Source organism: Leptothoe sp. PORK10 BA2 (genome assembly GCF_034932105.1).
Taxonomy (GTDB): domain Bacteria; phylum Cyanobacteriota; class Cyanobacteriia; order Phormidesmidales; family Phormidesmidaceae; genus Leptothoe.
This window is the reverse complement of record NZ_JAYGIG010000039.1, coordinates 1-19,465: the sequence shown is the minus strand read 5'-3', so window position 1 is coordinate 19,465 and position 19,465 is coordinate 1. Positions and strand designations below refer to the sequence as shown.

The following is a 19,465-nucleotide window of genomic DNA, read 5'->3' as shown; positions in this document are numbered from 1 at the left end:
GATATTTGTGGAAATGATGGGTATCGACCCTCACCTCAACAATTCCGCTGAAACTCCTGAAACCTTTCGCTTTCCTTCAACCACCACCCGCAACACCTCCAACGCAGGCCGCTCCGCCTCAATCATCTGCACCACCCGCGCCAGCTTACTCGCCCGTATATACTCGCTCACCCGGCCTTTGGGGCTATCCCACCGATAGTAATGGCTCACGCTGGGATTCTGCCGCTTTCGGTTCCCCATCCGCTCCTCAATCCAGCCAGAGGCATGACCAGGAGCCCGATGCTTTCGCCGATTCCCCGCAGAATCCAGCGGCTTAGGCACCATCGTCCGCTTTCCCCCAGAACGCGGATCTAGGCGTTGATAGACCACCGGCTCCGGCAATAACGCCAGCTGTGCCCCGTTTAGGATGTCATCCGTCCGCAGCTGCCCATGGCGTTCGGCCTTGAGCACACGCTTACGACCCATTTGCTTGAGGTCATAGGTGCCATGGCAGGGGGCACAGAGGGCTTTTAGGTTGGTGCGATCGCAGTTCTGGGGGACGTGATCTAGATGCGCCACCGTCAGCTTAAATCGTCCTGGTCTCGGCTCTCGAATATCGCCAATCGTCTCCCACCATAAGGGTTTCCAGATATCTGGCAGCCGCTCGTATAGGGCGCTGACGGCTTCCCCAGGCTGGCGGCAGGGGCGGCCACATTCGGTGCAACGCCAACCCGCCTCGGTTTTGATTTGTAGGGCTAGCTCATCCCAGTTTTCAGGGTAGAGGCTGCGATCCATTGGCATAGCATTATCCCGCCTGGCGCATGACGTCCACAGCATTGCCCGGTGGGCTGGCCGCTAATTCCCATTCTGCCTGAAGCATGGGGATATCGATACGGCATCGTTCAGCGTCGGCCTGCAGCTGCGAACTGATCGGGCTGTGGGTTGCGTTGGCGGAGCCTTCCCCTTGGGAACTCGCGTTTTTGACACGATGCAATACCGTCGATACGTCGGGTTCTGGCTCCGGTGGTTGCTCAGAACTGTGTTCTGGGGGGGTTGGTTGCCAGCGGGGTCCGTCAGGCCCGATATCGATAGTCCATTCAGGATGGGTTGCGATCGCATTTTGTATCCCTTTACGCATCGCCACTACGGCCCACTGACTCTGGTAGCGGGCCAACCTCGCCGCTACGTCTACATCTTCCAGCCCTGGCTGTTCTGGGGGAGGCGGCGGCGGAAGCGTGTCTATTTGCTGCTGCACCGATTGCCATGCTTCGTATTCACGCAAGTTGGGGCATGGTGCAAAAGTAGCCGTTTTCGGGTAACCCTCACATGACAAATTAGGCCCTCATGACAGTGATGACCTGGCTTCCATCGGTGTTTCTGATTAGGGTTGTTAGAAACGCTGAAATCCCCAGAGTTCTAACCAATACTGAAATTGGCAAAAAAGTGTCATCTCGTTTTGCACCACGCCGTCATGATGGCTGCCGTATGATACCGGCTATAGAATAAATGTACCTATTCGATGCTCGGCAGTGAGCGGATAGCTACGGTTCAAATGGAGTCAGGACTTAATCCTGAGGGTAAATCCTATGCCTACTGAAGCTAAATCTAGGATGACTTTTGAAGACTATCTGGCCTATGACGATGGGACGGATAGTCGTTATGAGTGGATTGATGGAGTGCTGGTGGAAATGCCAACGGAGTCTGAATTGAATGCATGGCTTTCGTTTGCGCTCCAGCTCTATTTCATTAATGCGGGATTGATTAAGCCTCGGCTCACCCATCGCTATAGTTGTGAGCTGGAGGTGCCTGTTCTGACGCCAAAACAGACTCGTAATCGGTTTCCTGATTTAGTCATTCTGCGACCGGAGCATATTGATCTGACTCAGAAACGACTGACGATTCGGTTGGATATGCCGCCGCCCGTGTTGGTTGTAGAGGTGGTTAGTCCAGGGAAGGTCAATCGAGATCGCGACTATGAGGAAAAGCGTGATCAGTATGAGGCGCGGGAAATCCCAGAATATTGGCTGATAGACCCGGAGAAGCAAGTCGTGCTGGTGCTGACTTTAAAGGATGGTTCGTATCAGGAAGCTATTTTTAGCGGTAGCGATCGCATCGTTTCTTCTACATTTCCAGATTTTGCCCTGACTGTTGAACAGGTCTTGAACCCACCTGAATAAGCCATCAGTGCCTTGGGACTTTGCAGGGATGTCAAGAATTACTGCCATATTCCGTCAGCGAAGCCACTGTTAATATTGGCGACGTCTTTAGCCGAGCACATTAATTAGAGAACATTCGTATTAGTCTCGATTGGGCGATCATTGCCATGGCGGAGTAGCCTGCACTTAGGTGAATCCGCTAAGGTGTGTGGTAGTCGATATATAAGATGTAGTGTAAGTTTCAGATAGATTTAGCTCTAGGTTTATGACCTTTACCTATGACCAGGTAGATATCCGCAACGTGGCAACTTATACAGTTGCTGATGCAGCGCGCTACCTAACGATTCCAAGAAGGACGCTAGGGTCATGGTTACATGGCCGGTCATATCCAACGGCTGGTGGCACGAAGTATTTTGAACCGTTGATCTCCTTGCCAGATCCTAATAGTTCACAGCTTTCGTTTACTAACCTGGTGGAAGCTCACGTTTTAAGGGTGATTCGTCAGGATTATCAGGTGCGTCTGGATAAAGTGCGCACCGCTCTGGATTATGTGGAGCAAAAGTTTGGGTTACCTCATCCCCTTGCCCGTGTTCAATTTCAGACTGATGGTATGGATCTGTTTGTTGAGTCGGTCGGTAAGTTGATTAATGCTTCCAGGGATGGGCAACTGGCGATGCAAAAGATCCTACAGCATTTGCTGGAGCGGATTGAGTGGGATGAAGAAGGGTTGGCGCAGCGACTATTTCCGTTGATCCAGGTACAGAAGGCTGATGCTCCTCGGGTGCTGGTTATTGACCCGCGTATTTCGTTTGGTCGGCCTGTGGTCATCAATACAGGCATTCCTGCTGATGTGATTATTGACCGATTCAGGGCTGGTGAAGATATGGAGTCTCTGGCGGATGATTATGGATTTAGCCGTCAGCAACTGGAGGAAGTGCTGCGCTATGAATTGACGTTGTCTAAGGCAGCGTGAGTAAAAAGAATAAGCCAGTTTTCTTTGTTGATCGGGCTTTGGGCAGAAGGGCCATTGCGGAAACTCTGCGTAAGGCTGGGGCAACGGTGGAAATCCATGACGATCATTTTCCTCCCGAGGCTTTGGATGTTGAATGGCTACCCGTCGTTGGGAAACGTGGATGGCTTATTTTGACCAAAGATGATGCCATTGGTCGTAGGGTGTTGGAACAAATGGCAGTAGCGGCTTCTGGTGCACGAGTTTTTGTGCTTTACTCGGCTAATTTGACGGGGCCAGAAATGGCAGACATTTTTGCGGCGGCATTGTCTAGCATGCAACGTTTTTCCCAGGGTAATTCTCAGCCCTTCATTGCCAAGGTTTATAAGCGAGGGCTTGTTCGGGGATGGCAATCGAGAACTCAATTACTGAAGTTGCTGAAATCTCGCTAGAGTTTGAGCAGAAAGTTTAACTATGAGGAAAAGCGTGATTCAGTATGAGTCGCGTGAGAGCCCTGAGTACCGGCTGATCGTTCCGGAACAGTCAGTCGTAATGGTGCTGACTTTAAAGGATGGTTCGCAGGAGAGAGCCAATCTAGAGCTGGGTACAAGCATAAGTTAAAAATAACAGCAGTTCTAAATTCCAACTTAAAGACATCTGAAACCATTGATTTCTCGTTTAGATCAAGCTCTATAGAGGAGACTTCATCGTCTGAAACGACGCAAACTCGTTCCGAATTTGGAATTGTTGGATGTAGCGTCAGGCGCTCATTGCCAGGCAAATCCTTTAACCCTGACTCCAGCTGACTGAACCCCGTTTCCACCTGCTCGTCTGTCAGGGTGTTATGGATACCCTTGCAGTCAAAGCCAAAGACGAAGCACAAATGCTCACGATTCTTCCCTTTGGCCAGGACGTAAGCACCCACTTGCCGCCCCCGCAGTTCGATCCGCAGCAACGCCGCCAGATGTAGGGCATCCTCAAATGGTGTGAGTGAACCGACGAATTGATTGCCGAGTTTTAGCCGGTGTTTGCCAATTTTCTGTTTCATCGCTGGTAAACCTCAGATATCGGGCATAGCCCCGACTCCAGGTGGGAGTCGGCACAAATTTGGCCGTAAACTTCCAGCTTTTGCCCCCGGTGAGAATCCACCAGGTAGACACGCCCCAGGCGGTAATAAACCCAATCGACACCCAGCTCAAGTTGAACCCGCGCCCCATCAGATACGCTGCCCCGGTAATGCAAAACCAGGGAATGATCTGATCGGCAGGAATGGGTCCCAGACGGGGTTGAGACCCCAGAATGGTATTGACTGGACGAAACTTGGATGGCATAACCGCTCAAGCATCCCTGAAAGTACGATTGGCTCTGCACCCTGAGCGACAATCAGCACTATGCAAGCGTTAACCGGTAATTAGAGTTGTGAGAATGTCACCAGCGGTGACTGCAATAATGATGATTAGGGGCGTCCGCGCAATCGTCTGCCAATCCTCATCTTGACGGGCGGAGTTGATCACCCGCACCAGAGAAATACCGACATACAGTAGAAATAGCCCTCGCAGCACGTTAAAGACCAATGGAATGGCGTCGCCTGTGTCAGCCCCGAAGTTGGTCTGCATCCAGCTCTCAGCATCACCAAAGAACTGAGCCTGGGCCGGGTGGGCCATCAAGGTCATGGATATCAATAGTCCCAGACCCATTGCCAGCAGGACTCTGGCACGAAAATTCCGACGCCGGATACGCGGTCTAGCCATGGGATATCGGTGGGTAAATGCCCTGCGCCAGGTAAAACTGCTGCCCAAAACGACGGTGAATGTCGGCAGCCACATCAGACTATGCAGGAGCGCATCCACCCAGAGAAAGCAGACAGACATCGCTGTCAAAAGCACAATCGGAGATTGTAGGTTTCTGTTAGAAACCCAATTGATAAATCGGATTCTTTTATTTAATTTGCTAGGCCATCTTTTCTGAGCATGACTGATCATTTAGACTTCCTAAAATCAGATCAGTATGAAGCGATTTACAGGAACTTAAAAGAGCGATTGAATGTATCAGTCATCCACAGGTTTTATTCAATATAGCAATTGAAAACTGACTGTCAACACCTGTAGATACAGACACATAAAGCGATAAACCTTGCCTTTCAGGCTAGGCAAAAAATGGGTTTAGGGTCTTAATCCTTAACCTTTTGGGATATTAATCACGATATTGAGCCCTTCATGAAAATGGCTATTCGTATCGAGCTGCTTATATATCTAAAATCAAAAAATGACCACAACAGATTGCGAAAAATTAACCACTAAATAGTGTCAGAAAGTAGATTGTTACGCTCACCACCAAAATCAATCTTTGTATAGTTATCCTGACTATCTAAAATCCAGCTTGCTAATGGGTTTAAACCTCAAAATTAGCCAAAAATCATAGTGCTAGGCCTGTCGGAAATAGCTGAATTTCGAAAGTGTAAAAGCCGTACATGTTTAAATGTTGACGTCAGAACGTATTGACGTCTTATGATTCAGCAGTTTTAATGTCTGCATGTCTGTTCCCGCCTCGGTCAAAACATTCAGTAGTTGAGACAGCTTTGAAAAAACGCACTGGAATCAAGTGCTATGAAGACATTGAGCTGTCTATCTCTATCGGGGGGACAGGGAAAGACATCAAGTGCGTTGCTGTTGGGCCGATTGCTGGCGCATCAGGGTTATCGAGTGCTGATGGTGGATGCTGACCCCCAGGCGAATTTGACGTTTTATCTGGGCCATGAGGTGCAGCCGGATGTGCCGACGCTGCTGGAGGTTTTGAAGCGGCAGGTAGAAATGGCGGATGGGATTTATCCGCTGGCTTACGAGAATCTGTACTTGATACCGGCTGATGAGGGACTGCACAAGGTGCAGGAATATTTGGCTACCAGTGGCATGGGAGCGCTGGCGTTGCGCTATTGCCTGGAAACAATGGCAGCGTTGTTTGACTATTGTGTGATTGATTCACCACCTCAGCGTACGCAGATTTGTCTGTCGGTGGTAGGGGCGTCTGACCTGGTGTTGATACCGGCGGAGGCTTCGACGAAGGGGGTAAATTCGTTACTGCTCAGCCTGGACTTGCTGGAGGAGTTGCGGGCGATTCGGGCGTTTAGGGGGCAGGTGTTGGGGGTGCTGCCGTTTCGGGATAAGTGGTTTGGCCGCTCGCAAGCGACGGATAGTCGGGAAGCGATCTCAGCCATGCGGCAGGTAGCCGGTCATATCCCGGTTTTACCTTCGATTTTAGAAAGTGAGCGATATAAGCAGGCGATTCGGTTGGGGCGGTTGCTGTCGGAGATGGGCCATGCTGACTTGGAATATCCGCTGCACCAGATTATTGAGTTATTGAGGCAGGCGTAGGTGATAAATGAGGATGCTCTGAAACGGTTAATGCAGCGGAAGCGGCCCAGTGTGCCTCCTCGAACGGATGAGTTGGAGCCGAATCCAGTGGTTGTGAAGTCTGGTCAACGGGGTGCGATCGCACACGAAACCCCAGGATATACTGACGCTGGTGTGTCTACAGGTGTTGACGTCAATATGTCTACACAGCATGATGAGACGGACTTACCGCAATTGGTACGTACTACGACGCGGTTGGAAGAACATATTGATAAGTCACTACGCCATCTCTGTATGGATGAGAAGGTGACCAAAGAGGTCTGGTTTGAGGCGGCTTATTTGTATCTGGCAGAGCATCCGAAGGCGATGAAGGCGGTGAATGGATTGGCAAAGGAGCGATATCAGCGGCGGAAGCGGGCAGCGGATTTGAGGAAATTGGAGACAATGCAAAGGCGGTTGAAGGGTTAGCTGTTCTATGTGGTCATTTGATCCCCAGTATTTTGGGAGTTTATTTCACTATTTACGTATCCAATGGGCTCCGTACCCCACGTCCGCCCCGATTCAGCACATGGGTGTAGATCATCGTAGTTTTCACATCCTTGTGACCTAACAGCTCTTGTACAGTTCGAATATCATAACCATCTTCTAGAAGGTGGGTGGCAAAGCTATGGCGAAAGGTGTGACAGCCACCATGTTTAGTGATGCCAGCGCGCTGCATAGACTGCTTTACAGCTCTTTGTATGGAGCGCTGATAAATGTGATGTCTCCTGACAATCTTGCTACGAGGATCAACAGAACGCTTCCAGGAGGGAAACACAAATTGCCATTTCCATTCGCTATGGGCATTGGGATATTTACGAGCTAGCGCATAGGGCATTTCCACTGTGCCGTACCCCATTGCTAAGTCCTGGTCATGCAGCCGTTTAGCTTTTTGCAATTGCTGCTGTAATGGCTCGACCAATGAGCTGGGCAGCATTGTAAGACGATCTTTCTGACCTTTGCCATCGCGCACGGTGATTTGATGATACTCAAAATCTAAATCCTTCACGCGTAAGCGCAACCCTTCCGTCAAGCGCATTCCCGTCCCGTAGAACAAACTGACTATCAGATGTTGGATGCCGTCGAGGTTCGCTAGAATGCGCTTCACTTCTGAACGCGTAAAGACAACTGGCAAGCGTTGGGGGCGTCTAGCTCGCTCAATATCCTCTATGTATGGCAGCTCAATATCTAACACCTGACGGTACAGAAACAGCAGGGCACTCAGGGCTACTGTTTGAGTCGATGCGGCCACGTTACGCTGAATCGCCAGGTGCGATAAATAAGACCTGATTTCAGGCGCTCCCATATCTTTAGGATGTCGCTTGTTATGAAACAGGATGAAATCCCGAATGTAGTAGACATAGGACTTTTCAGTCGCAAGGCTAAAGTGCTTTAACCGAGCAACTTCTCTGACTTGATCGAGCAGGCGAGGTGGTTTGTGTGGTGCCATGGTAAACGCATATAACTCCCCTAGATGGGTGCTTAACTGTCAGAAGTGACGTATAAGCACCCCACTCACCATACTTAACTGTCAGAAGTGACATATAACACCCCGATTTCCCGGAGTTATGCGTCAAAAATTGTATATAAGTTCTGTAAATAAGGGTGTTATCACCCAAAAGTGACGTATAAGATCCGGAAGTGGGGATCTTATCGACCAGATCTGACGCTGAATATATAGTTAGACAACAAGGAAAACTAGATAATGTCTTACTGGACTACGGTTACTCCAATCAATGAATCATATAGTCTCGTCGACATAAAAGGGGACGAACTTCCACAGAAGGACAAGGAAATTTTTAATTCCTTTAAAGATCATTTAATAGACTTTTACAAAGAAGGAAATTTATTATTTGTTTATAGAGGTGAGACCTTCAAAAGGCTTAAAAAAAGACTATTCTCAAACTATGACGATTTTTCAGAATCAAAGTTACATGAGCGCATATTCTTAATTGGAGAAAAAGCACGGCACTTCTACACAGATAAGCCTGAAAACTCTACCAGTAGAGGATGGCTTACTAATATAAATGACTCTTCTAACGAAACCTTTTCTCATCTATTCAAGAGAATAGGTAATGTTTTATCTACGTCAGGTTTAGAGCATAGAATTTATCAATCTTGCTCAAGCAGATTCAGAAAATACTTCAGTGATAGTAAAAACTGTCAGGACTTCTTAGATCTAATAAATGCAGCGACAGATGCTGGCGATGAAAAAAGACTAAAACTTCGAGACTATTATCTATACTTCCTTCATGTTGCAGGTTCTGCTGGTATTCGAGAAGAAACGATGCTAGTCTCAACGAGCCTATCAATAGAGACTTCAGAGAACTTTGCAGGTGAAAAAGATTCGGATGCACTTACTCTCTGTGGCTTCATTCCACAGCCATATCACAATTTTATGGTGTCTCCTTGGTTAGCTTCTGAATATCATGCAATTGCCTCCAACCATAGTTGTCCAACATATCAACCATTTGGTTTATTTCCAGAACAATTTGAAGCCTCTATCAAAGGAGCTTTATTCCCTTGCTTTATACTAGGAATAAAACAGATTAAGAATAAGAAATTTGTGGTCAATCCTCATATCTTTGATATTAATAATTTTTATGATGCAGGTAAGCACGGTATCCTTGTAGATCAAAGCAACTTTATGAATAGCATTTTATCAACAAAATATATGCGTTTTCTTTCAACCGATCTCCAAGGTAACTTCGAACAATATGAGTTATGAGTAAAAAGTGTTATCAAGTCCCATATTAAGTCCGTTAGAACCAGGAAATCTATAGCCGTAAGCCTTTGCGAGGCTAATAACTTCGGGGGAGGGATCCTACGAGCTTTTCTTGCCTTCATGTGAGCGGTGCGTCCTTACCTGAAGGCTATGAGCTCTCAAAGGGTTGTTTTTCACTACAGTAAATTAATAATCCGTGTAATACTAATTGAATCAATATGCTAAATTGGAATAGCAAAGGTAAGCTTGCAGATGTTCAATATAATGGTAGAGCTGGCATAACTCGTAGTTGCCTAAATGCAATACTTCGTTTTATCAACTTCGGGGACGAGATAGAAGAAGTGAGGCTTTTAACATATGAGAGCGAGCATTGCTTCTTGCTATCAATAGCTACTGAAGGTTACATAATGATAAAGTCTGGATTTTCATCAGGCTATCATGGAGAAGGGCCAAGAGGTTTATCTCTTGCACTCCAAATCTTACAACGCTATGTTTCTTGGATTGAAGAATATAGGATCTCATCAAGAATCCTTCAGAATATTAACAATTCATGCTTATCCCATACAGATTTAGATGAGATAAATTCAACGAAACCAGTTGTTCCTTATCAAGTACATGAATATATCTACGCTACCAGCTATGCATTCTCTGATGATACTGATAATGATAAAAGAGTACTAAAGCAGTTTCCTTGGATAATTCCTTTAGGGCTCATTGACCATAGAATTATGGATTTAGCTATCAAATTTAGACAAGAGCCAGATTTGTCTCTTATGTCAGCGTATAGAAGATTGGAAGATACTATTAGGCAACGAACTGGTCTTAATAATGAGATAATTGGGGCTAAGCTCTTTTCCAAGGTTTTTCGAGGTAAGGATTCTTTACTTCACTGGAGAGATATAGAGTCTGCTGAACGAGAAGGAAGAGCTGCTTTATTTGAGGGGACTTATATGGCATTTCGTAATCGACGTGCCCATCGTGAATTTCAGGAACGCTTAGATGAAGGAGTAAGAGAATTTCTATTACTTAACGAGCTTTTTCTTCTTGAAGCTCAAGCTATTAATCAACTGCCAAAGCAAAATAGCTCCTAAGGTTTTACATTTTTGTAATGCTCACACAAGAGATGAGCTGCCTTAATATCATCAGCTATCCGTCTATACTACTTTTACGTTCAGTCATAGAACTCAGACTTAAGTGCTGGCAACGTTTGTAGCCTAACATTTGCGTGCACCGGACTTCTAGATAAAGGCTCGACATAGTGAGGCAGCTATTTACAGCCGGTGACGCTCACCGTTAGGCGCCAACATCTCCCCTGCATAATTCAGTCAGGGCAACCGAGAAGGAGAAACTCATGGGCGAACAAAAACCGATTAATGTCACAAACAAAACAGGCGCTGCGATCGACCTGTACGACGTCTTCAAGCAGGGCGACAGCGCCGACGCGCCCGTCGTCTACACTCCGCTAGGCTCGGTCGCCGCGGGCGCCACGGCATCGATCAAGACCCTGCACGCCGCCAACCACATCGTGGCGATGCAGACGGGGCCCCTCTCCGACCCGGTGATGGGGCCGCAGGTCAACTTTCCGGTGAAGGTGATCGCAGTGCTGTCGTTCAGCAAGGAGCGGGACTTCACGGTCAGCGCCGGCGACAAGGCGGCGATGGAGCAGACCTTCCGGTTCGTCCGGTACATCTCGGCCAACCCGTCCTCGACGCTGGCGGCGCAGTTCCAGGCCGCGATGGAAGGTAACGACCAGACCAACGCGGTCAACGCGTTCTTCGCGGGTAGCAAGACCTTCAATCTGTGCACCCTCAGCACCTGGACCACGATCATGTCCTGGCAGGCGGAGTACCTGTCAGCCTGGCAGGGCAACTACTACCTCTACGACATGACGGAGGGTGCGACGCCCGGCACCCTGGTTGCCGGGGCCGCCATCTCCCTGGCCGACCGCACGCTGTCGGCCAAGCTGGCCATGGCCGATGCCGACGGCAAGTGGTCCGCCGCGTCGCAGCCTGTCGCTCTGGCGATCGCAGGCGGCGTGGTGTCCGAGACCCCACCCGGTGGGGCCATCTCGGCCAGCCTGCGGCCGGTCTGGATGCCCGCCATCCAGACCAAGGGCAAGACCGTCAACCACGTCATCGCGCCGACGCTGTCGGGGACGGTTGGCGGCAAGAAGGTGCTGGGCAACTTCAAGCAGATCTCGCCTCCGTCGAAATCGGCGCCCCAGGCCAGCACCGACCTGATGTCCTGGCTCGACAAACATGCGGGCTTGCTGGTCTCGGCCGGGATGCTCTACATCATGTACAAACAGTGGCAGGAGGGGAAGCAGAGAGCTCGCAATGAGGTCGCGGAGAGAGACGCGGGCCGCGATCCTCAGGACGTCCAGGCCGATATCGACGCTCGCGAGGCTGACGTCGACCAGGCCGAGCGCGCCGAAGTCGCCCGTGCGCCTCATCCCGACGCCGCCGCCATCGAGGCCAGCGTCAACGGGGTGCGCGCCGCCGAGGGTCAGGCCAGGGTCGGCGAAGTCGTCGACGTGCAGCAGGACAGGCTGATGGAGGTGCTGGCCGACGCCCCGGCCTCACCCGCCGTTGAGAACGCCGCCGAGGCCGTCGAGGCCGCCAGCGACGCCGCCGGCAAGGGCGACGTTGACGGGGCGCTCAAGTCGCTCGACAAGGTCAGCGCCAACGTGGACGTCCTGCTCAAAGACGCGGAATCATCGATGTCCAAGGAGGCCAGGTCCGCCGCCGAGGAGGTCAAGTCCGACATTGCCGAGAACGAGCACCAGGTCGAGGAGGAACGCAAGATCGAGGAGGAACGGGCCAGCGACGAGGAGCGCGGCGCCGACGACGATTTCGCCGACGACGAGTTCAGCGCGCCTGAAGAGGCCCCCATCGAGTTTGGAGTCTGACATGCCCATCATCACAAACCAGCGCCTTTATCAGCTGTTCTTTCGCAGCGCACAGACGGTGATCGCCCGGCCGGGGCGGCCAGCCGTCGCCACTCGCATGGTGGCCGGACGGCCCTGGTACCGCTATGTCGCCTATCGCCGTCAGATGGCCCAACCCGCCGACGCCGGGCGCAGCCAGTTCCGCACGCTGGACACCGATACGGGCAACCGCTGGACCGGGACCGACACTCAGGGCGGCGGGCGCCAGGGGCTCTACTTCTCGGAGGAGTTCCTGAACGCTGGCGACCCCTTCCCCGAGTTGACCCATTACCAGGAAGGGCCCGACGTCGATTCGCGCGGCTTGGTCAGCTACTACCGATACAACCGGGGCCTGGAGCCGGCGCTGCAGGTGACCGAGGCGACCAACCTGCGCTCGATGTTCCTGTTCTCGCGCACCACCGACATCAACGGGATGGACCTGCGGCTGCGCACCGGCCCGAACACCGTCAATCCCCTCCTGGAGGCGATTCACGCCCAGGCGATGGCCGATCCCGAGTTTGGCGTCATCCGGGCCGCGGAGCCCAACCTCGACCTGACCAACCTCGAAACGCTTTATCGGGCCGAGCGGGCCGATTTCTGCCGCGCCGTCGGCAACGCCGCGCTGGCCGAAGGGGATGTCGACTTCCTGCGCGTCAGCTCGGTGCGCGACATCGACAGCGCCAACATCGTGGCGCGCACGCCCAACCGAAATCCGGGCGATCCGGTGCGCGTCGTAGACGGAATCGTGCCCGAGGGGCGCGCGACCTTCTTCGTCGACGGCGATGGCCATGTCGGCCAGAGCGCCTTCACCGTGTCCGACCTGATCTACAACGCGACCTTCGAGGCCCCCGGCACGCCCCCCGTTGGCCTGCCCCCCGTCGAAGTGGTGACGGCCCGCCTGGTCGAGGTCCAGCAGGCCGCCATCAACACCCTGACTGGCGAGCTGGAGACGGTGCTCGCCACGCATCCCGGCTCGAACCAGCTGAACGGCATCGTCGAGGCTGTGCAGACACTGCAGACGCATATCCAGGCGGGCGCGAACCCCGCCGAGGTCGGCCCCGCCATCGAGGCGCTGCGCACCCAGATCGGCGCACTCGGCGACACGCCCCCGGCCGAGTTTGAGCGCGTGCTGGCCCTGTCCGAAAGCGTTGCCGGATCGCTGGAGGCGATGAACGAGGCCATCGACGCGGCGGCGCACGAACAGGACGTCGATCCGCCCGATGCGATAGACGACCCCGATCCGTCCGAGCTGGACGTGGATGGTGACCCGGTGAATTCAGGTGGTGGACATGGCTGATCTGACGATTACGAACGAACTGGGCGGGCCCATCGAGGTCTGGGATTCCTTCGCCGACGCGGACGAGCACAAGAACTACTTCGGAACGCTGACCAAGCTGGCGGACGTCGCCGCCGGCGCCACGGTCAAGGTTACGGCGCTGCATGCGCTCAGCACGCTGATCGTCTACGACAAGGACCAGAAGCCCGTGACCCGCTGGTCCGCGGGGATGGGCCACACCGCGTTCACCGCGTCGCAGGACGACGTGGCGGCGATGGACGAGGCCAACGCCTTCATCGAATACGTGGCGCAGCATCCTGGCTCGCCCGAATCCAAGGGCGTGGTTGGCAAGAATTCGGCCACGGACCTAACCGACTACTTCAGGACGCAGCCCAAGTACGACAAGGTCACCGGGCTGATCTACATGACCGCGCTGACCTGGCGCGCCGCCCATCCGGCCCCGGCCGCGACGCCGCCGCAGCAGCGCAGGTATTCGCTGTCGCAGCTGTTGCCGGTGCTGACGGGGTCAGCCTACCCGTCGGGCATGCCAGACATCACGCTGACAAACCTCTTCTTCCACGACCAGGACGGCATCCTGAAGCTGGGCGGCGTCGTAACCCTGACGGACATGCCCTTCGAGCCGTCGCTGGCCGGCGTGGCGCTGAAGCTGCTGGCGGCGGCGGGTCCGGTGAACGTCGAGATCGACGTCGACACCAATCCCGGGCTGAACATGCTCGGAACCAGGCTGCGCTTCTACTACAAGGAGATCGATGTCGGCCTGGGCGGCGACCACAAGCTGCGCATCGTAGGGCCCTATGTCACGCTCTCGATCAACCCAGCCTTCAAGTTCGTGGTCCTGCAGGTCGGCGCGCATTTCCCGTTTACCGTCTTCAGGCAGACCTTCGACACCAAGCTGTCGATGGTGGTCGACAACGTCGAGATCGAGGTGGGCTTCGATCTGGACAGCTCCAAGGCGCAGCTGCCGCCCCCACCGGGGCTTCAGGGCGTGCATTTCGACGACATCGGCGTGGGCATGGGCGTGATCTTCGAGCCGCCGGGCTATGCGCTCGGGCTGGAGGGCAAGTTCCATATCGGCGAGGGCGGCTCGATCGCGCTGGACGACGACACCTTCGCGCTGATCCTGGACCTTGAAGGCGACGTCCCGAACCCGGTCTACCTGTCCTTCTATGTCCCCAAGCTGGACCTGCCGACGGTGCTGACCGCGTTGACGGACCAGAATATCTCAATCGATGTTCCGGTGGAGTTCAGCGACCTCTCGTTCCGCTGGTCCGAGAACCCCCTGGAGCCGCTAGCCCTGCCCGACGGCACGCTGGCCAAGGGCGGCTACGGGTTCAGCGCCCAAATGGACCTGCTGGGCCTGCAGTTCTACGCCGACGTCGACATCGCGCTGGACCACATAAAGGCCGACGCGGTGATGGCGCCGCTGGATCTGGGCGGCGTCTTTGGGCTGACCGGCAAGGGCAAGCCGGTCGAGATGAAGTTCGACGCCAAGGGCAACCCGATCCGCAACAACGTCGTGCCGAAGACGGCGGCGGAGCGCGAGGCGATCAAGAACGCGACCAAGAAGCAGGTCGTCGCCGGCGGCGGGCCCGAGTTGCATGTCAGCACCGCGGCCGAGCCTTATTTCCAGATGGACGCGACTGCGACGCTGTTCGGGGTCGTGTTCGAGCAGATCGACGCCAAGGTCGACAAGTCGGGACTCGCCTTCCACCTGAAAATGCCGCTGGCCGAGGTCACCTGCAAACTGTCCGAGCAGGGCAAGTTCGCCGGCGCCTTCTCGTTCGGGCCGGATTTCAAGATCTCCCTGCCCAGCCCCCTGGGCTCGATCCATCTGCAGGCGACCATCGACGTCTCGCTGGGGCTGGAGATGGTCGGCGGCCATCTGAAGGTCAGCGCCGGTGCCGGCTTCAGCTTCATGGGAGAGCCGCTCAACTTCGGTCCGTTCACCATCGACGTGAACGTCCAGAAGCTGGAAGACGTGACCAAGGCGGTCGAGAACTACATCCTCGCCCACGCGGTCGACCTCTTCGAGAAGCTGCTGGCCGACCCGCTGGCCTGGGCCAAGGCCGCCTTCGACAAGGACATCGACGAGGTGGAGAACATAGCCTCGGGCCTGAAGGACTACTTCAAGCACACCGCCGATCAGGCGGCGAAAGTGCTCAAGGACATCGGCATGGCCACCAAGGAGGCAGCCGAGCAGCTGCAGGGCGCCTTCGCCGGCATCACCCCGGCCGCGCTGATGGCCGCGATGTCGGGACCCTTCGGCCTGACTGGCGCGCTTGCCGCCCCGCTGATGAAAGAGCTCGGCTTCACTCCCGACAACATCGCCTCGGCGCTCCACTCCGCCTTCGGGCTGGACGCGAAGGCGACGGCCAAGCTGCTGGGCGACATCGGTGAGCCGGTGGAGAACATCAGCCGGGTCATAGGCGACGTATTCACCCTGTCGCCGAACACCGTGGCCGACGTGCTGAAGACGGTCGGCTACCCGGCGCAGGTGATCGCTGACGCATTCAAGGCCATCGGCGGCCCCTTCGCCGCGGTGGGCGACGCGATCAGCAGCGCGCTGAACACCGTCATTGACAAACTCAACCCAACGCATTGGTGACGCCATGACCGATCAACCGACCAAAACCCTGCGGCACATGGTCGAAAACATGCGGGCCGACCCGGAGGTTCTGGAGCGCTTCGCGGTCGACCTCGCCATCACCGCGCCGGGCGATTGGGAGACGCTGGCCGCGCGGGTCGCGTCGCGGGGCTATCAGACCAATCCCGAGGAACTGCGGGCGGCTCTGAAGCCGGACGCGCCCGACGCCGACGACTTCCTCAAGTCCTGGGCCTGACCCCCATGACTGACGAAGTTGCGTTGCCCGCGGCGGCGCACTGCTGGCTTGCGCGGCGCTGGTCCGGCCTGCGTCGCCCCATGGCGGAATGGTCGCTCCGAGTGAGCCCGCGCGGCGTCGCCCCGCGGCCGAAATGGCTCGCCTGGCTAGGCGTCCAGCCTGCCGCCTCGGCGGTCGAGCACGCGGCGCTGACCGCGGCGCTCGGATTTCCCGGCGGGTGGGCGCCCGAGCATTTCAGCTTCCTACGCACCATGGCGGTTGGGTTCCGCGGGACGACGCCGGAATGCCTCTATCATTCGCTCGACGCGGCGCCGGGGACGGACTTGGCGGCGGTCTACCTGCGCCACGAGCCCGACGGGACGCGCGTCTACCGGTTCCGCCTCTTTCACGAGTGCGGCGCCGACGCGGCGCTCGACAGGCTGTCCCCAGAACTGCGGCGGGTCGTCGAGGCGCTGCTGCGGGATCCCGTGGTGCGGCTTCGGTCCGGCTTCGGCTTGCGGGACGCGGAACCACGGGTCTACATCGCCTTTCCGCATGAGCCGCCGATCCGCCGGCTTCGGGCGCTGCTGGACGGGGTCATAGACCTGCCCCCGAAGCTGGCTGCCCATGACGATCTCAACTTCCGCCAACTCGCCGTCATGGGCGACGGATCGGGCGAAATGGCCGTCTACATGCAGGCCGCGACGAACAGGCTTCCGGAGGGGCTGCAGGACGCAAGGCGGCTGATCGCGCTCGCCTTGCCCTGGTACCACGCCTCCGACATGGCCCGGCGCATGATCGCAGAGGCCGAGCGGGAGGCGCGCGGCGCCCTGGCTCCCCTTTGCGGCGACGGTAGCGGTTCGGAACTACGCTCGCATCAGCCAGACTGAGTTCGTTCCACCCGCTACAAGCGGCCTGGGGATATCTCGTCAATGACAAGTGATCGGCAGCATCGCGAAGAGGCGCCTAACAACAGCATGCAGCGGACGGTCCGCTGCGCGGCCCGCCGCTGATGCTGGGCGTTAGAATTCAATGGTTTACGGAGATTAGAATTTGAAAATCACCAAATTGAAAATTATTAATTTTCGAACTTTTGAGAATATTGATATTGATTTTGATGACTTTTACTCCGCTATCTGTGGTCAAAATGATGCGGGAAAAAGTAATATTGTGAGGGCTTTAAGAGCAGTTCTTCGAGAAGATAATATATATGGCAGAGTAAGAAGGCGTGGCATATCTGCGATAAGGGACTATCCTCGATGGAAAGAAACAAAGATTGGAGAAAAAGAAGTAAGAGTTACTGTGGATCTTACGATCTATAGGAAAGCAGATGCAGGTGTATTTGAATTTTTTGTGGATTATCTAGATCTTGAAATATCAGATGAAAAAGAAATGCTCTGCTTGAGATTGCGTTCTACTTGGAATGATTACATATCCTCAAATGAAGTAATTGCTGAGATAGAAGGTCAAACATTTGAAGGAATTAAAGCTCAAGAAATACACAATAAAGTACAGTTAAGCATTTTGATTCATAATTCAACTGAAATTGAGACTAGAGGCTCTTTTACTGGTTTTTTGCAAGAGTTTTCAGAGCAATATTCAACTGAATTAAGCAAAATGACATCTAGCATGAAAAAATCTTTGACAAGAATTGCGAAGACGCAAAAAGAAGAAGTTTCCTCGTTACTATCAAGATTGAATAGTAATTTGAAGGTAGGTATTACAGTTCCGAATATGAGTTTTGATAGGCTTCCATATAACTTATCATTAGGTGACAGCAAAATGGAAGTTGATCTTGATGATTGGGGGAGTGGAACAAAAAATAGAACAATGATTTTTTTGACTCTACTGAAAGCAAAGCAGGTGAGCGAATCTGTGACTACAGCTGAAACCTTGACTCCTATTCTAATAATTGAAGAACCAGAAAGTTTTCTTCATCCTTCTGCTCAAGCTGAATTTGGTAGAATTTTACAGCAAATATCAAATGAATTTGGAGTGCAGGTTATAACAACTACACACAGTCCATATATGCTTAATCAATCTTCACCAGAAAGCAATATTTTGTTGCAGCGTAAGGTGGTCAGGAAACATCTGAGGGAAACCATTAGAGTTGACACCTCTGGTGATAACTGGATGGAACCATTTGGTGTAGTTCTCGGTTTAGCAAATAATGAATTTAAGCCGTGGAGAGAAATATTTTTTTCTGAATCTAAATCACATTTATTAGTTGAAGGTAAGGTTGACAAGGAATATTTTGAATTGCTACGTCTTGATATTCATGGAAAAAATAAACTTTCATTTGAAGGGGATATTTTTCCGTATGATGGATGTGGAAATTTAAAGAATCCTACACTTCTTAATTTTCTTAAGTCTAAAAGTAAAGATTTAGTTGTTGCCTTTGATATTGATGTAGTGAAGGATGTTGAGCCGACTCTTCAGCGTCATGGGTTTGAGAAAAATAAATCATATGTGGTTGTCGGTATTAATAAAGCAGGTTCAAGAAGTATTGAGGGTCTTATTCCTGAAGAATACAAAAATCGAGTTAATACAGATAATCCAGACTTAGTTCAGGAAGGTATTCACGGTACGAGAGAAGAGCAAAAAATCGCGAAGAATAAGCTTAAATCTCTTTATTTAGATGAATTTAAGCAAAAAGCAGAAGCGAATAGTGATGATTACGCAGAATTTTACAAACTTGTGAAAATATTGAATAAGGCATTTAAGTAAATTTTTTTTCCCTGGTCTAACCAATCCATGCAGAGGGACGCTCGAATCACGCTACTAGTTGTTGCTTTAATTAATTCTCGCGCCCCTGATGGTGGCCGTTAGACCCCGCCCCCACAGTCACATTGTTCTCTTAGGCATACATTTTTGGGTGTTGGGTTGTTCACGTTTTCTCAGGTTTTGTTGCGTTCAGCTTGGTTTGGGTTGGCTTTTGCTATTATTTGGGAGTGGCTCTTGCGTAGAATGGGGCGATCTTCTTTAGCTTAATCTTTCTGTGTTTTTCTCGCCTTGTCTAACTAGGGCATGCAGAGGGACGCTCGTTCTAAGCTGTGGTTGATCTCTTTAAATTTGTGCTCGCGCCCCTGATGCCAATCCGTTAGATGGCTTCATTTGCCAGGTTGAGAAATCTCATAAAATTAGTAGCAATCATTAGGAATACAAGTCAAAAAGAACTCGCTATTACCGAAAATGAAAAAAGTAGCGACGAGAGGTTCCAGAAAA

19 protein-coding genes are annotated in these 19,465 nt (G+C 52.7%); 13 read left to right on the top strand and 6 right to left on the bottom strand.

The genetic code is table 11. The features are described from left to right. Positions 1–30: 30 nt before the first annotated feature. Together VB741_RS10910 and VB741_RS10905 are read right to left on the bottom strand one after the other, a co-directional pair. Positions 31–780 carry a hypothetical protein gene (locus VB741_RS10910; RefSeq protein ID WP_323365204.1) on the bottom strand — a complete coding sequence of 250 codons (750 nt, stop codon included), beginning with the start codon at positions 778–780 and terminating at the stop codon, positions 31–33. A 4-nt stretch (positions 781–784) separates the two neighbouring features. Next, on the bottom strand, positions 785–1,261 hold the full coding sequence (locus VB741_RS10905) for a hypothetical protein (RefSeq protein ID WP_323365203.1): 477 nt from the start codon (positions 1,259–1,261) through the stop codon (positions 785–787). Between the two features lie 304 nt (positions 1,262–1,565). Here VB741_RS10905 and VB741_RS10900 point away from each other — a divergent pair, with 304 nt between their 5' ends. From VB741_RS10900 to VB741_RS10890, 3 genes are all read left to right on the top strand, one after another. Beyond that, positions 1,566–2,156: a Uma2 family endonuclease gene (locus tag VB741_RS10900; RefSeq protein ID WP_323365202.1), complete on the top strand. Its 591-nt coding sequence runs from the start codon at positions 1,566–1,568 to the stop codon at positions 2,154–2,156. Positions 2,157–2,400: 244 nt separating this feature from the next. Next, positions 2,401–3,108 carry a DUF433 domain-containing protein gene (locus VB741_RS10895; protein ID WP_323365201.1) on the top strand — a complete coding sequence of 236 codons (708 nt, stop codon included), beginning with the start codon at positions 2,401–2,403 and terminating at the stop codon, positions 3,106–3,108. After that, complete coding sequence (locus VB741_RS10890) at positions 3,105–3,536, top strand: hypothetical protein (RefSeq protein ID WP_323365200.1); 432 nt, start codon at positions 3,105–3,107, stop codon at positions 3,534–3,536. Before VB741_RS10895 ends, VB741_RS10890 begins: the two co-directional genes overlap by 4 nt. A gap of 20 nt (positions 3,537–3,556) precedes the next feature. Here the strand turns inward: VB741_RS10890 and VB741_RS10885 are convergent, their stop codons facing one another. The 3 genes from VB741_RS10885 to VB741_RS10875 all read right to left on the bottom strand — a co-directional run bounded on the left by VB741_RS10885 (position 3,557) and on the right by VB741_RS10875 (position 4,955). After that, the gene (locus VB741_RS10885) at positions 3,557–4,132 is read right to left on the bottom strand and encodes a hypothetical protein (RefSeq protein WP_323365199.1); all 576 of its coding nucleotides are present in this window, start codon (positions 4,130–4,132) and stop codon (positions 3,557–3,559) included. Next, positions 4,062–4,415 (bottom strand): hypothetical protein, encoded by a 354-nt coding sequence (locus VB741_RS10880; protein WP_323365198.1) that lies wholly within the window; start codon positions 4,413–4,415, stop codon positions 4,062–4,064. The genes VB741_RS10885 and VB741_RS10880 overlap by 71 nt, the downstream gene beginning before the upstream one ends. 69 nt (positions 4,416–4,484) lie before the next feature. Next, positions 4,485–4,955, bottom strand: a complete 471-nt coding sequence (locus VB741_RS10875; protein ID WP_323365197.1) for a hypothetical protein — start codon at positions 4,953–4,955, stop codon at positions 4,485–4,487. A 735-nt stretch (positions 4,956–5,690) separates the two neighbouring features. On the opposite strand from VB741_RS10875, the gene VB741_RS10870 reads away from it, so the two are divergent. After that, on the top strand, positions 5,691–6,455 hold the full coding sequence (locus VB741_RS10870) for a ParA family protein (protein ID WP_323365196.1): 765 nt from the start codon (positions 5,691–5,693) through the stop codon (positions 6,453–6,455). A gap of 30 nt (positions 6,456–6,485) precedes the next feature. Next, complete coding sequence (locus VB741_RS10865; protein ID WP_323365195.1) at positions 6,486–6,902, top strand: hypothetical protein; 417 nt, start codon at positions 6,486–6,488, stop codon at positions 6,900–6,902. A gap of 52 nt (positions 6,903–6,954) precedes the next feature. On the opposite strand, the gene VB741_RS10860 is transcribed toward VB741_RS10865, so the two are convergent. Further along, entirely contained in the window at positions 6,955–7,923 is a 969-nt protein-coding gene (locus VB741_RS10860) for an integron integrase (protein ID WP_323365194.1), read from the bottom strand. Between the two features lie 255 nt (positions 7,924–8,178). Here VB741_RS10860 and VB741_RS10855 point away from each other — a divergent pair, with 255 nt between their 5' ends. The 8 genes from VB741_RS10855 (at position 8,179) to VB741_RS10820 (ending at position 18,967) form a co-directional block, all read left to right on the top strand. Beyond that, positions 8,179–9,201, top strand: a complete 1,023-nt coding sequence (locus VB741_RS10855; RefSeq protein ID WP_323365193.1) for a hypothetical protein — start codon at positions 8,179–8,181, stop codon at positions 9,199–9,201. 215 nt (positions 9,202–9,416) lie between these two features. Further along, a complete protein-coding gene (locus VB741_RS10850; protein WP_323365192.1) occupies positions 9,417–10,289 on the top strand; it encodes a TIGR02391 family protein in 873 nt (290 codons plus the stop codon). A 260-nt stretch (positions 10,290–10,549) separates the two neighbouring features. Beyond that, positions 10,550–12,106: a hypothetical protein gene (locus VB741_RS10845; RefSeq protein WP_323365191.1), complete on the top strand. Its 1,557-nt coding sequence runs from the start codon at positions 10,550–10,552 to the stop codon at positions 12,104–12,106. A gap of 1 nt (position 12,107) precedes the next feature. Next, positions 12,108–13,421: a hypothetical protein gene (locus VB741_RS10840; RefSeq protein ID WP_323365190.1), complete on the top strand. Its 1,314-nt coding sequence runs from the start codon at positions 12,108–12,110 to the stop codon at positions 13,419–13,421. Then, the gene (locus tag VB741_RS10835) at positions 13,414–16,026 is read left to right on the top strand and encodes a hypothetical protein (protein WP_323365189.1); all 2,613 of its coding nucleotides are present in this window, start codon (positions 13,414–13,416) and stop codon (positions 16,024–16,026) included. The genes VB741_RS10840 and VB741_RS10835 overlap by 8 nt, the downstream gene beginning before the upstream one ends. A gap of 4 nt (positions 16,027–16,030) precedes the next feature. Further along, positions 16,031–16,261, top strand: coding sequence for a hypothetical protein (locus VB741_RS10830; RefSeq protein WP_323365188.1), 231 nt, complete (start codon positions 16,031–16,033; stop codon positions 16,259–16,261). A gap of 5 nt (positions 16,262–16,266) precedes the next feature. After that, positions 16,267–17,130, top strand: coding sequence for a hypothetical protein (locus VB741_RS10825; RefSeq protein ID WP_323365187.1), 864 nt, complete (start codon positions 16,267–16,269; stop codon positions 17,128–17,130). A 163-nt stretch (positions 17,131–17,293) separates the two neighbouring features. Continuing rightward, positions 17,294–18,967, top strand: coding sequence for an ATP-dependent nuclease (locus VB741_RS10820; protein ID WP_323365186.1), 1,674 nt, complete (start codon positions 17,294–17,296; stop codon positions 18,965–18,967). Positions 18,968–19,465: the final 498 nt, after the last annotated feature.